The organism is Tepidimonas alkaliphilus, assembly GCF_007556595.1.
GTDB lineage: Bacteria > Pseudomonadota > Gammaproteobacteria > Burkholderiales > Burkholderiaceae_C > Tepidimonas > Tepidimonas alkaliphila.
In genome coordinates this window covers 75,410-87,878 of the sequence record NZ_VJNB01000004.1, presented here as the reverse complement: position 1 = coordinate 87,878, position 12,469 = coordinate 75,410, and the positions used below count along the sequence as shown (strand labels likewise).

Sequence of the window (12,469 nt, the reverse complement as noted above, 5' to 3'; positions counted from 1 at the left end):
GGCGTCAACCCATGCTGAAGCTCGAGCCGCAGCCGCAGGTCGTCACCGCGTTCGGGTTGCGGATGACGAACTGCGCGCCCTGCAAATCTTCTTTATAGTCGATTTCGGCGCCCATCAGATACTGCAAGCTCATTGCATCGATCAGCAACGTGACGCCGTTTTTGACCATCTGCGTGTCGTCCTCGTTGACGACTTCGTCAAAGGTAAAGCCATACTGAAACCCGGCGCAGCCGCCGCCCTGCACGAACACGCGCAGCTTCAGCTCGGGGTTACCCTCTTCGGCGATCAGCTCAGCCACCTTGGCGGCGGCGGCGTCGGTGAACACCAGCGGATCGGGCATCGTGGCGGTGCCAGCCTCGGGGGCGGCGGTTTCGGCGACGGCGCTCATGGACGGTCTTCCTCTTGAGAAAGGCTGAATAAGGCAGAGGTTAGAAGCTTAGCGCAACGCGGCTTGCGGACGCGCCGCCCAGGGCGGGGAAGCCACCACCGGACGCAGGGGCATGGCCGCTGCGGCAGCCCGCCAAAACGAACCGCCCGCACGACGGGCGTGGACGGGCGGTTCGGACCGAAAGGTGACCGCAGGCGGCCGCCCGCAGGGGGCGGGCCGCAGCGGCGGGAATCAGCGCTTGCTGAACTGCTTGGCGCGGCGGGCCTTGCGCAGACCCACCTTCTTGCGCTCGACCTCGCGCGCGTCGCGCGTGACGTAGCCGGCGGCGCTCAGCTGGGGCTTCAGGCTCGGGTCGTAGTCGATCAACGCGCGCGTGATGCCGTGGCGCACCGCGCCGGCCTGGCCGGACTCGCCGCCGCCGTGCACGTTGACCATGATGTCGAACGTCTCCTCATGGCCGGTCAGCACCAGCGGCTGGCGCGCGATCATGATGGACGTCTCGCGCCCGAAATACTCGCGGATGTCACGACCGTTGATCGTGATCTTGCCCGAGCCCTTCTTCAGGAACACGCGGGCGACGCTGGTCTTGCGCCGGCCGGTGCCGTTGTTCCATTCACCGATCATGCTGCCGCTCCTTTAAATCTCCAGCACCTTGGGCTGCTGGGCGCCGTGCGGATGCTCAGGGCCGGCGTAAACCTTGAGCTTTTTGAACATCGCATAGCCCAGCGGCCCCTTGGGCAGCATGCCTTTGACGGCCTTTTCCAGCGCGCGGCCAGGGTGCTTGGCCTGCATGTCGCGGAAGTTGATCGAGCGGATGCCGCCCGGGTAGCCAGTGTGGCGGTAGTAGATCTTGTCGAGGGCCTTGTTGCCGGTGACGCGGATCTTGTCGGCGTTGACGACAATGATGTAATCACCGGTATCCACATGAGGGGTGTAGATGGCCTTGTGCTTGCCGCGCAGACGGCGTGCCACTTCGCTGGCGACACGTCCGAGCACCTTGTCGGTGGCGTCAATCACAAACCACTCGTGCACCACCTCAGCGGGCTTGGCGCTGAAGGTTTTGGTCATGATGCAGGGTTTCCTGTGGTTTGGCCGGCTCTTTTCCACGGTCGGCGCCGCTTCTGCTGGCGGCCTCTGAGGTGGGGATCCAACATTTCGCCGCGGAGCCAGGCGATGCGCTGCGAAACGCGGCATTCTAACACCGTGCGCGCAAGCGTGGGCGGCGTGCATCCGCGCGCCCCAGCAGGGGCGTGGTGGGCTACGATCGGCGCATGTTCAGCTACCGACACGCGTTCCACGCCGGCAACCACGCCGACGTGCTCAAGCACGTTGCACTGCTGGCGGCGCTGGAGCATTTGCAGCGCAAGGACGGCGGCCTGCTGCTGGTGGATACGCACGCCGGCGCCGGGCAGTACCGGCTCGACCACGACGCCGCGCGCACCTCCGGCGAGGCCCTGGCCGGCATTGGCGCGCTGTGGGCGCACGCCGCCGCTGCGGCGCACGCCCCGGCGCCGGTGCGCGCCTACCTCGACGCGGTGGCCGCCGTCAACCCGGACGGAATGCTGCGCCACTACCCCGGTTCGCCGGCGCTGCTGGCGGCGCGCCTGCGGCCGCAGGACCGGCTGGTGCTGTTCGAGTGGCACCCGACCGACGGTCGGCTGCTGGATCGCGCGGTGCGTGAGTGGCGCGCGCGCGAGCCACGTCCGTCCATCGAGCTGCGCCGCGACGACGGCTTCGCGGGCCTGCGCGCCCTGCTGCCGCCGCCGTCGCGGCGCGGCCTGGTGCTGATCGACCCGAGCTACGAACTCAAGCGCGACTACGCCAGCGTGGCGGCCGCGGTCGGCGAGGCGTTGCGGCGCTTCGCCGTGGGCTGCTACCTCATCTGGTATCCCGTGATCGCGCGCGAGCAGGCGCACGCGCTGCCCAAGCGCCTGCGGGCGCTGGCGCAGCGCCACGGTCGCGCCTGGCTGCAGGCCGAGCTCAACGTCGGCACGCCGGCCGATCCGGCGGCCAAGGCCGCCGCCGCGCGCGGCCGCCCAGTCGGCAGCCTGCGCGCCAGCGGCGTGTTCGTCGTCAACCCGCCCTACACCCTGGCCGGCCAGCTGCGCGAGGCGCTGCCGTGGCTGCTGGCGGCGCTGCGCCAGGGGCCGGCGGCGGCGTGGAAGGTGGACGCGGGCGAGGCGCAAGGCTGAACCGCGCCGCCACCGGGTGCGGCGCCCCGCCCCCCCCGCCAACACGCCGCTGCGCCGGGGCACGTCGCCAGCTCAGGCCGCCGCCAGCGCCTGCGCCAGGTCGGCCTTCAGGTCCTCGATGTGCTCGATGCCGACGCACAGGCGCACCGTGTCCTCGGTGACGCCGGCCTTGGCCAGTTCCTCGGGCGAGAGCTGCCGGTGCGTGGTGCTGGCCGGGTGCGTGGCCAGCGAGCGCACGTCGCCGATGTTGACCAGGCGGGTAAACAGCTGCAGCGCATCCAGGAAGCGCTCGCCGGCGGCGCGCCCGCCCTCGATGCCGAAGGTCAGCAGGCCCGAGGCGCGCCCGCCCAGGTAGCGCTGCGCCAGCGCGTGGTAGGGGTCATCCGGCAGCCCGGCGTAGCGCACCCAGCGCACCTTGGGGTGCTGGCGCAGGAACTGCGCCACCGCCAGCGTGTTGTCGCAGATGCGGTCCATGCGCAGCGGCAGCGTCTCGATGCCCTGCAGGATCAGGAAGGCGTTGAACGGCGAGATCGCCGCGCCCATGTTGCGCAGCGGCACCACGCGCGCCCGCGCGATGTAGGCCGCCGGCCCCATGGCTTCGGTGTAAACCACGCCATGGTAGCTGACGTCCGGCTCGTTCAGGCGGCGAAAGCGCGCCTTGTGCTCGGCCCACGGGAACTTGCCCGAATCGACGATCGCCCCGCCGACGCTGGTGCCGTGGCCGCCCAGGTACTTGGTCAGCGAGTGCACGACGATGTCGGCGCCGTGCTCGAACGGGCGGCACAGGTAGGGGCTCGGCACCGTGTTGTCGACGATCAGCGGCACGCCGTGGCGGTGCGCGATGGCCGCCAGCGCCGCGATGTCGGTGACGTTGCCGCGCGGGTTGCCCATCGACTCGCAGTAGATCGCCTTGGTGCGCGCGTCGATCAGCGGCTCGAAGGTCTCGGGCCGGTCGCTGTCGGCGAAGCGCACCTCGATGCCGTACTGCGGCAGCGTGTGCGCGAACAGGTTGTAGGTGCCGCCATAGAGCGCGCTGGCCGAGACGATGTTGTCGCCGGCCTCGGCGATCGTCTGGATGGCGTAGGTGATGGCCGCCTGCCCGGAGGCCAGCGCCAGCGCGCCGATGCCGCCTTCCAGCGCCGCCAGCCGCTCCTCCAGCACCGCCTGCGTCGGGTTCATGATGCGCGTGTAGATGTTGCCCGGCACCTTCAGGTCGAACAGGTCGGCGCCGTGCTGCGCGCTGTCGAACGCGTAGGCCACCGTCTGGTAGATCGGCGGCACGACGGCCTTGGTGGTCGGATCGGGGCGGTAGCCGGCGTGCACGGCCTGGGTCTCGAATCGCATCGGCAAGCTCTCCTCAAACGTCAGGGAAAACAGGGGTTTTGACAAGGCGCAACGGCGGCAACGATAGCGCACCCGCATGGGTCGCGTCCACAACATTGCCGTCATGACGACATGACCATGCGCTATAACGTCGCGCTGTCTGCAACCCGCCGCTGTTTCCGACGATGGGGTTCGAACCGCTGCCGTCACCCCCCTCCCGCTCTCACGAAAGCGCTGCTGCCGTTAACCGGCAGCCGGGTCACCAGCCTTACGTGCGCGCCGGCGCAGGCCATCCTCCCGCGGGCCGCCGCCGGGCGCTGGCGTGGCTGAGCGCCGGCGCCGCCGCGCTGCTAGCCGGCTGCGCCGGGCTGCCGCGGCCCCCGGACGAGGCCGACGGCGGCGAGACGGCGCTGGCCGACTCCGCCTGGGCGCAGGCCAGCCAGCTTGCCCCCGGCGCGCGCTGGGAGCACCACGTCTTTCCGCAGCGGCGCATCACCCACTACCGCGCCGGCCAGCACGCCGGCCGCCCGGCGCTGCGCGCCGACAGCGACGCCGGCACCTCCGCGGTGCGCATGCGGCTGCGCGTGCCGGCCGCCGAGATCGCCGCGCTGCGCTGGTCGTGGTGGGTGGACGAGCTCAACCCGGCCTTCGACCTGACGGAGCGCGACACCGACGACGCGGTGGCGCGCGTGATCCTGGCCTTCGAGGGCGGGCGCGAGCACTGGACGCCGCGCGACCACCACTTGTCGGAGCTGGCGCGCCTGGTCACCGGCGAGCCGTTGCCGGATGCCACGCTGATGTATGTGTGGGACGCGCGGCTGCCGGTCGGCACCGTCGTGCGCCACCCCGGCACCGGCCGCATCCGCAAGCTCATTGCGGCCAGCGGCGCGCAGGAGCTGGGCCGCTGGCTGGACCTGGAGCGCGACCCCGTGGCTGACATGCGGCTTGCCTTCGGCGAGACGCCGACGGCGCTGATCTCCGTGGGCCTGATGACCGACGCCAACAACACCCGCTCCCGCGCGGCGGCGTGGTACGGGCCGCTCGAGCTGGTCCGCCGCGGGGGGTGAACGGCTCAATCCGTCGCCGCCTGTGGCCCCGCCTGTTGCAGGGCCACGGGCAGATCCCGTGCGCCGTGCAGGACGCGCACGATGCGCACGGCATCGTCATGGACAGTGAAGAAGATCACATAGCGTCCATGAGGACACGACCGCAGTCCTGGCCCGAGTTCGGGGCGCAAGCGGTACAGCAGCGGCTGCGCCGCGATACGTCGGCACTGGTCGCGCAACGCCTCGACGAAGGCCAGCGCTCGGGCCGGATCGTCCTGCGCAATGTAGTCGCCAATGCCTTCGATGTCCTGCCGGGCCAGCGGCGTGATCAACAGGCGCATCAACCCTGACCGGTGTCGTTGATCCGTGCCCGGTAGCGCGCCTGCAAGGTTTCGAACACCCCCTCGGCTGGTGCATCCGGCCCGCTGGCGAGACCGGCCGCGAGATCCGTCCGCAACGCATCCAGCTGCGCCTGCCGCCGCCGCTCGGCTTCCTCGAGCAGGTGCAGTCCGGCTTCCACGACGGCGCGGGCGTCGTTGTACCGTCCGCTTTCGAGCTGCCGGCGAACCAGATCCTCATGGACGGGATCAAGCGCGATCGTAGTGGCCATCGCTGTGCCTCCTTCGAACTTCCTCGAGCCTGGACGTCACCCTGCCTCGATCATACCCAGCCGCTGCAAAATCGCCAGCGTCGGCTCGGCCTGATTCATCGTGTAGAAGTGCAGGCCCGGCACGCCGGCGCTGCGCAGCTGATCGCACAGGTCGGTGACAACGTCGAGCCCAAACGCGCGGATCGAGGCCACGTCGTCGCCATAGCCCTGCAGCCGCAGGCGGATCCAGCGCGGGATCTCGGCGCCGCAGGCGTCCGAAAAGCGCACCAGCTGCGACGCATTGGTGATCGGCATGATGCCCGGCACGATCGGCACGTCCACGCCCAGCGCATACGCCTCGTCAACGAAGCGGAAATAGGCGTCGGTGTTGAAGAAATACTGCGTGATGGCGCCGTCGGCCCCGGCGCGCACCTTGTCGGCAAACGCCTGCAGGTCGGCCTGCAGCGAGCGCGCCTGCGGGTGCATCTCCGGGTAGGCCGCGACCTCGATGTGGAAGGCGGCGCCGAACTCCGCGCGGATGAAGGCCACGAGGTCGCGCGCGTAGGTGAATTCGCCGCCCAGCCCGTAGCCGCTCGGCAGGTCGCCGCGCAGCGCCACCAGGCGCTTCACGCCCATGCGCTGCAGCTCGGCCAGCTGCGCCCGCACGCGCTCGCGCGTGGCGCCGATGCACGAGAAGTGCGCCGCGGCGTCCATGCCTTCGGCCAGGATCTCCGCCACGGTGGCCAGCGTCCCTTCCTGCGTGGAGCCGCCGGCGCCGTAGGTGACGGAGCAGAACTGCGGCCGCGCCGCATACAGCCGCTGGCGCGCCGCGCGCAGCTTGGCCGCGCCTTCCGGCGTCTTCGGCGGAAAGAATTCGAAACTCAACGGCAAAGCCATGCCAGAAACTCCCGGTTGCCGTCGCCCCCGGCGATCGGACTGTCGAAGTAGTCGCGCAGCACCAGGCCCTGCGCGGCCGCGGCGCGCTCGATGCGCTGGCGCACGCGCTCGAGCGCCCCCTCGTCGCGCACCACGCCGCCCTTGCCGATGTCGGCGGGCTGCAGCTCGAACTGCGGCTTGACCAGCATCAGCATCGAGCCGCCCGGCGCCAGCAGCGGCGCCAGCGCCGGCCACACCAGCGTCTGCGAGATGAACGAAAGGTCGCCGACGATCAGGTCGAACGGCGGCGCGGCGGCGGGGCCGCCGGCGGCCACGAGTCGCTCGGCGCTGAGCTCGCGCGCGTTGCAGCCCTCGATGGCCACCACGCGCGCGTCCGCGCGCAGCCGCGGGTGCAGCTGACCGTGGCCGACGTCCACCCCGACCACCTGGGCGGCCCCCGCCTGCAGCAGGCAGTCGGTGAAGCCGCCGGTGCTCTGCCCCACGTCCAGGCAGCGCCGCCCGGCCACCGGCACGCCGGTGCGCTGCAGCCCCGCGGCGAGCTTGAGCCCGCCGCGCGAGACGTAGCGCACCTCGGCGTCGTCCGCCAGCTGCCACTGCGCCTGCGGGGGCACGGAGTCGCCGGCCTTGCGCAGCGGCTGCCACGGCGCACCGTCGCCTGCGCGCCAGCGCACCGCGCCGGCAGCGATCAGCCGCTGCGCCGCCGAGCGCGACGCGGCAAGGCCCGCCTGCACCAGCGCCTGATCGGCCCGCATGCCCCGCGCACGCCGTCAGTAGCGGTAGGTGTCGGGCTTGTAGGGCCCCTCCTTCGGCACGCCGATGTAGGCGGCCTGCTCGTCGGTCAGCTCGGTCAGCATCGCGCCGAGCTTCTTCAGCTGCAGCCGCGCCACCTTCTCGTCCAGGTGCTTGGGCAGCACATAGACCTTGCCCTTCTCGTAGAAGTCGCGGTGGGTGAACAACTCGATCTGCGCGATCGTCTGGTTGGCAAACGAGCTGCTCATCACGTAGCTCGGGTGCCCCGTCGCGCAGCCCAGGTTGACCAGCCGCCCCTTAGCCAGCAGGATGATGCGCTTGCCATCCTCGAAGATTACGTGGTCGACCTGCGGCTTGATTTCCTCCCAGCGGCAGCGCGCCTCCAGCGCCGCCACGTCGATCTCGTTGTCGAAGTGGCCGATGTTGCACACAATGGCCTGATCCTTCATCTTGGCCATGTGCTCGTAGGTGATGACGTGCTTGTTGCCGGTGGCGGTGACGAAGATGTCGGCCTTGTCGCACGCCCAGTCCATCGTGACAACCTTGTAGCCCTCCATCGCCGCCTGCAGCGCGCAGATCGGGTCGATCTCGGTTACCCACACCTGGGCGGAGAGCGCCCGCAGCGCCTGCGCGCTGCCCTTGCCGACGTCGCCGTAGCCACAGACCACCGCGATCTTGCCGGCGATCATCACGTCAGTGGCGCGCTTGATGCCGTCCACCAGCGACTCGCGGCAGCCGTAGAGGTTGTCGAACTTGCTCTTGGTGACGCTGTCGTTGACGTTGATGGCGCGGAACATCAGCTCGCCGCGCGCGGCCATCTGCTTCAAGCGATTGACGCCGGTGGTGGTCTCCTCGGTCACGCCGATGATCTGCGCCGCCTTGCGGCTGTACCACGTCGGATCCTGCGCCAGCCGCGCGCGGATCGCGGCGAACAGCACGCGCTCTTCCTCGCTCTTCGGGTGGTCGAGCACCGACGGATCGCGCTCAGCCTTGCAGCCCAGATGCATCAGCAGCGTGGCATCGCCGCCGTCGTCCAGGATCATGTTCGGGCCCTCCTCGGGGCTGCCAGCGGGGCCGAACTCGAAGATGCGGTGCGTGTAGTCCCAGTACTGCTCCAGCGTCTCGCCCTTGAAGGCAAACACCGGCGTGCCGGCGGCGGCAATCGCCGCCGCGGCGTGGTCCTGCGTCGAAAAGATGTTGCACGACGCCCAGCGCACCTGCGCGCCCAGCGCCTGCAGCGTCTCGATCAGCACAGCGGTCTGGATCGTCATGTGCAGGCTGCCGGCGATGCGCGCGCCCTTGAGCGGCTGGCTCGGCGCGTATTCCTCGCGGATCGCCATCAGGCCGGGCATTTCGGTCTCGGCGATGCGGATTTCCTTGCGGCCCCATTCGGCCAGGCCGAGATCGGCCACGACGCAGTCAGTCGGCAGGGGGTGGTGCAGCGGTGCGTTCATGCGGTGACTCCTACGCTTTGAGGGGGCCACCGGCGGGGGCTTGCAAGCTCACGCCACGCGCCGGTGGGTGAGCGTCGTTGCCAGCATCGCCGCGGCGCATCCGATGACGCGGGCGGCAGCCGTCTCGAGCCTGACGCCGTGTCATTCACCTGTGCAGCGCTGCAACGCTCCTCGAGAGGCTGGAGAGATTATAAAAGGCTTGGCCGCGATCGGTTTTTATAATCCGCACAGCGTCTGCTTCGGCTTTCGGCTTGTTTGCGCGGCTCACCGATCGACTCGGCGCGACGCCGCTGGCGCCTTTTGGATTTCATCTTGGATCTCACCGCCCCCGCCCCCACCGCCACCCAGGCGCTGCAGCTGGTGGCCGCCGACATGCAGGCGGTCGATGCCGTGATCCGCCAGCGCTTGACCAGCGACGTGCCGCTGGTCGGGCAGGTGGCGCACTACATCATCGGCGCCGGCGGCAAGCGCGTGCGCCCCGCCCTGCTGCTGCTGATGTGCGGCGCGCTGGGCTGCACCGACGCACGACGCCACACGCTGGCGGCGGTGGTGGAGTTCATCCACACCGCCACGCTGCTGCACGACGACGTGGTGGACGAATCCACCCTGCGCCGCGGACGCGACACCGCCAACCAGGTGTTCGGCAACGCCGCCAGCGTCCTCGTCGGCGACTTCCTCTACTCGCGCGCCTTCCAGATGATGGTGGACTGCGGCGACATGCGCGTCATGCGCGTGCTGGCCGACGCCACCAACGTCATCGCTGAGGGCGAGGTGCTGCAGCTGATGAACATGCACGACGCCGCGCTGGACGAAGCGGCCTACCTGCGCGTCATCCGCGCCAAGACGGCCAAACTGTTCGAGGCCAGCGCCCGGCTGGCGGCGCTGCTGGCCGGCGCGGACGAGGCCACCGAGGCGCTGTGCGCCACCTACGGCCAGGCGCTGGGCGCGGCGTTCCAGATCGTCGATGACGTGCTCGACTACGAGGGCGACGCGGCGCAGCTCGGCAAGAACCTCGGCGACGACCTGCGCGAAGGCAAGGTGACGCTGCCCATCATCTGCGCGCTGCGCCGCTGCGCGCCGCACGAGGCGGCGCTGATCCGCGAGGCCATCGAGCAAGGCGGCGGCGACCGGCTGGAGGAGGTCGCCACAATCGTGCGCACAAGCGGCGGCGCGGCGCAAGCCCGAGCCTATGCCGCCGCCGAGGCGCAGCGCGCCATCGAGGCCGCGCAAGCGCTGCCCACGGACGATGAACCCCACCGCGAACAACACCGCGAAGCTCTGCTACAATTTGCGGCTCAGCTGTTGTGGCGCCGCTCGTAGCGGCTCCAGCGGTGCCTTCGGGGTGTAGCTTAGCCTGGTAGAGCGCTACGTTCGGGACGTAGAGGCCGGAGGTTCGAATCCTCTCACCCCGACCAACGAATTTCATCGGACGTCGCCGGCGCGACCTAGAGGGCCGAGATCCAGCTGGCGGCGGTGCCAGCGCCGCCGGCACGGCTCGCTGGCGGGCACCGCGATCGCGCGCGCCTTCTTCAGCATCCAGAACACCGTCGATACGCCGCCGGCCCGAGGCAGTTTGTTGCCTGCGCTGTCGCCCCCGCCGGGGGCCGGCATGTTCCATGCCGTTCAGTATTGCTTGTACGGCAGGAACTTGCCCGACATGACCACGTGAACGCGATCCCCCTTCGGATCCGGCTCGCGCGTGATGTCGAGACTGAAGTCGATGGCGCTCATGATGCCGTCTCCGAACTCCTCGTGGATGAGCTCCTTGATCGTCGTGCCATACACGTTGACGATCTCGTACCAGCGGTAGATCAGCGGATCGGTCGGCACCGCGGTCGGCAGCGACCCCTTGTAGGGCACCACTTGCAGCCACCGTTTCTCCTCGTCGGTCAAGTCGAAGATCTCAGCTAGCACCTGCGCCTGCTCGGCCGTGGCCGTCATCTGCCCGAGGCACAGCGCGGTGGTCCACTCCTTGGACTGGCCCACGCGTTTGGCCACGTCGGCCCACTTGATGCCCTTGGCGACCTTGGTCGCGATGATCTTTTCGGTTACGTCGTTGCGGTTCATGTTGACTCCTGACGGCAGGTTCGGGATTCAATGCGCCTTGGCGCGGGTGACGAGAAAATCGACGATGTGGTTGCGCAGCTCGTAATAGCCGGGCAGGTGATGCAGGGTGGCGCGGCTGCGGTCACGCGGCAGCGGGTTGGTGACCACCTCGGCGATGCCGCCCGGCCGGAAGCCGGCGGGCGTATCGGCGGCGTTGCGCATCAGCAGGATGCGGTCGGCCAGCAGGATGGCCTCGTCCACGTCGTGCGTGATCATGAAGACGGTCTGCCGGGTCTGGCGCACGATGGCCATCAGCTCGTCCTGGATCGTGCCGCGGGTCAGCGCGTCCAGCGCGCCGAACGGCTCGTCGAGCAGCAGCATCTTCGGCTGAATGGCAAACGCCCGCGCGATGCCGACCCGCTGCTTCATGCCGCCCGAGAGTTGGCTCGGCTTCTTGTCGATGGCGTGGCTCAGCCCCACCATCGCCACGTAGCGCTCGACGTGCTCGCGTACCTGCGCAGCCTTCCACTGCGGCCAGCGCGACTCGACCGCGAACGCGATGTTGTGCCGCACGGTAAGCCATGGCATCAGGGCGTGGTTCTGGAAGACGACCCCGCGTTCCAACCCCGGTCCCCGTACCTCCCGGCCATCCATGAAGACGTAGCCGGACGTCGCCGTGTCCAGCCCCGCGAAGATGTTGAGGATCGTGGTCTTGCCGCACCCGGAATGGCCGATGATGCAGACGAACTCGCCGCGCTCTAGTGTGAATGAGACATCGGCGAAGACCGGACGTGCCGGGTGGTAAGCCTTGGACAATTGCTGCACCTGCAGGAACGGCGCCGAAACCGCCTTCGCAGACTCGGGAGCCGGGCTGGTCGGGGCCGTCATCGGCGTGTCCTCCGAACGTCGTTCACTCCACATAGGTCACCGCCCGTTGCAAAAGGCCAAACAGCTGGTCGAGCAACATGCCGACCACCCCGATCGTCAGGATGGCGAAAATCACGTTGGGCAGACTGAGGTTGTTCCACTCGTTCCAGACGAAGTAGCCGATACCCGTGCCACCGACCAGCATCTCCGCCGCCACGATCACGAGCCAGGCGATGCCCATGCTGATGCGCATGCCGGTCAGGATGGTCGGGGCGGCCGCTGGCAGGATCACACGCCACGCCTTGCGCAAGGGCGAGACCTCCAAGGTCGCGGCGACGTTGAGCCAGTCACGCTTGACCGACGCCACACCGAAGGCGGTATTGATCAGCATCGGCCACACGGAGCAGATGAAGATCACGAACACCCCGCTGACGTTGGAGTCCTTCAGCGTGTAGAGCGCCAGCGGCATCCACGCGAGCGGACTGATGGGCTTGAGCACTTGCACGAAGGGATCCAGGGCCTTGCGCATCAGCGGCGACATGCCGATCAGGAAACCCAACGGCAGTGCCACCAGCACCGCCAGGCCAAAGCCCATGGCGACGCGCGCCAGCGAATGCAGCAACTGCAGCCCGATGCCCTTGTCGTTCGGGCCGCGGTCGTAGAGCGGATCCGACAGGTGCTTCCAGGCCGCCTCCGCCACGGCCGATGGCGTCGGAAAGCCCCCTGTCTTGGCAGCCGCGCCCTCCGGATCCTTGCCCATCATGCGCAGGTATTCGATTTCCTCAGCCGTCAGCGAGGACGAGACCGCGGCGGGCACCGATGCGCCGCCAGTGGCCGCGTGCCACGCCGCGACGACCACGAACAGCAGCAGCAGCGACACCAGCCCTGCGCGCAGGTGCAGCGAAGCCGACCGCATC

The 12,469-nt window shown here is 69.2% G+C and carries 15 protein-coding genes, 1 tRNA gene and 1 riboswitch; of the genes, 4 read left to right on the top strand and 12 right to left on the bottom strand.

What is annotated here, in order from left to right; all coding sequences use genetic code 11:
• Positions 1-4 precede the first annotated feature (4 nt).
• From erpA to rplM, 3 genes are all read right to left on the bottom strand, one after another.
• Positions 5-388: an iron-sulfur cluster insertion protein ErpA gene (gene erpA / locus Talka_RS05225; RefSeq protein ID WP_143890066.1), complete on the bottom strand. Its 384-nt coding sequence runs from the start codon at positions 386-388 to the stop codon at positions 5-7.
• 231 nt (positions 389-619) lie between these two features.
• Entirely contained in the window at positions 620-1,012 is a 393-nt protein-coding gene (rpsI, locus tag Talka_RS05220; protein ID WP_132962778.1) for a 30S ribosomal protein S9, read from the bottom strand.
• A 12-nt stretch (positions 1,013-1,024) separates the two neighbouring features.
• The gene (rplM, locus tag Talka_RS05215; protein WP_143890065.1) at positions 1,025-1,456 is read right to left on the bottom strand and encodes a 50S ribosomal protein L13; all 432 of its coding nucleotides are present in this window, start codon (positions 1,454-1,456) and stop codon (positions 1,025-1,027) included.
• Positions 1,457-1,659: 203 nt separating this feature from the next.
• On the opposite strand from rplM, the gene Talka_RS05210 reads away from it, so the two are divergent.
• Positions 1,660-2,580, top strand: a complete 921-nt coding sequence (locus tag Talka_RS05210) for a 23S rRNA (adenine(2030)-N(6))-methyltransferase RlmJ (RefSeq protein ID WP_143890064.1) — start codon at positions 1,660-1,662, stop codon at positions 2,578-2,580.
• Positions 2,581-2,652: 72 nt separating this feature from the next.
• Here the strand turns inward: Talka_RS05210 and Talka_RS05205 are convergent, their stop codons facing one another.
• Positions 2,653-3,924: an O-acetylhomoserine aminocarboxypropyltransferase/cysteine synthase family protein gene (locus Talka_RS05205; RefSeq protein ID WP_143890063.1), complete on the bottom strand. Its 1,272-nt coding sequence runs from the start codon at positions 3,922-3,924 to the stop codon at positions 2,653-2,655.
• Positions 3,925-4,175: 251 nt separating this feature from the next.
• Here Talka_RS05205 and Talka_RS05200 point away from each other — a divergent pair, with 251 nt between their 5' ends.
• Complete coding sequence (locus Talka_RS05200) at positions 4,176-4,970, top strand: DUF3047 domain-containing protein (protein ID WP_143890062.1); 795 nt, start codon at positions 4,176-4,178, stop codon at positions 4,968-4,970.
• A gap of 5 nt (positions 4,971-4,975) precedes the next feature.
• Here the strand turns inward: Talka_RS05200 and Talka_RS05195 are convergent, their stop codons facing one another.
• From Talka_RS05195 to ahcY, 5 genes are read right to left on the bottom strand one after another with little or no spacing between them, the layout of a single operon-like run.
• Complete coding sequence (locus tag Talka_RS05195; protein ID WP_143890061.1) at positions 4,976-5,290, bottom strand: type II toxin-antitoxin system RelE/ParE family toxin; 315 nt, start codon at positions 5,288-5,290, stop codon at positions 4,976-4,978.
• Positions 5,290-5,559: a type II toxin-antitoxin system ParD family antitoxin gene (locus Talka_RS05190; protein ID WP_143890060.1), complete on the bottom strand. Its 270-nt coding sequence runs from the start codon at positions 5,557-5,559 to the stop codon at positions 5,290-5,292. The genes Talka_RS05195 and Talka_RS05190 overlap by 1 nt, the downstream gene beginning before the upstream one ends.
• Positions 5,560-5,595: 36 nt before the next feature.
• The gene (gene metF / locus Talka_RS05185) at positions 5,596-6,435 is read right to left on the bottom strand and encodes a methylenetetrahydrofolate reductase [NAD(P)H] (protein ID WP_143890059.1); all 840 of its coding nucleotides are present in this window, start codon (positions 6,433-6,435) and stop codon (positions 5,596-5,598) included.
• Positions 6,420-7,187 carry a TlyA family RNA methyltransferase gene (locus Talka_RS05180; RefSeq protein ID WP_143890058.1) on the bottom strand — a complete coding sequence of 256 codons (768 nt, stop codon included), beginning with the start codon at positions 7,185-7,187 and terminating at the stop codon, positions 6,420-6,422. The genes metF and Talka_RS05180 overlap by 16 nt, the downstream gene beginning before the upstream one ends.
• 15 nt (positions 7,188-7,202) lie before the next feature.
• Entirely contained in the window at positions 7,203-8,639 is a 1,437-nt protein-coding gene (ahcY, locus tag Talka_RS05175) for an adenosylhomocysteinase (RefSeq protein WP_143890057.1), read from the bottom strand.
• A gap of 62 nt (positions 8,640-8,701) precedes the next feature.
• Positions 8,702-8,818: riboswitch (S-adenosyl-L-homocysteine riboswitch) on the bottom strand.
• Between the two features lie 193 nt (positions 8,819-9,011).
• On the opposite strand from ahcY, the gene Talka_RS05170 reads away from it, so the two are divergent.
• Positions 9,012-9,959 (top strand): polyprenyl synthetase family protein, encoded by a 948-nt coding sequence (locus tag Talka_RS05170; RefSeq protein WP_143890175.1) that lies wholly within the window; start codon positions 9,012-9,014, stop codon positions 9,957-9,959.
• A gap of 18 nt (positions 9,960-9,977) precedes the next feature.
• Positions 9,978-10,054 (top strand) — tRNA-Pro (locus tag Talka_RS05165).
• 208 nt (positions 10,055-10,262) lie between these two features.
• On the opposite strand, the gene cynS is transcribed toward Talka_RS05165, so the two are convergent.
• The 3 genes from cynS to ntrB are packed head-to-tail and all read right to left on the bottom strand — an operon-like array spanning position 10,263 to position 12,468.
• Entirely contained in the window at positions 10,263-10,706 is a 444-nt protein-coding gene (gene cynS, locus Talka_RS05160) for a cyanase (protein ID WP_143890056.1), read from the bottom strand.
• 27 nt (positions 10,707-10,733) lie between these two features.
• Complete coding sequence (locus tag Talka_RS05155) at positions 10,734-11,573, bottom strand: ABC transporter ATP-binding protein (protein ID WP_246100583.1); 840 nt, start codon at positions 11,571-11,573, stop codon at positions 10,734-10,736.
• A 22-nt stretch (positions 11,574-11,595) separates the two neighbouring features.
• On the bottom strand, positions 11,596-12,468 hold the full coding sequence (gene ntrB, locus Talka_RS05150; protein WP_143890054.1) for a nitrate ABC transporter permease: 873 nt from the start codon (positions 12,466-12,468) through the stop codon (positions 11,596-11,598).
• Between the last annotated feature and the right edge of the window lies 1 nt (position 12,469).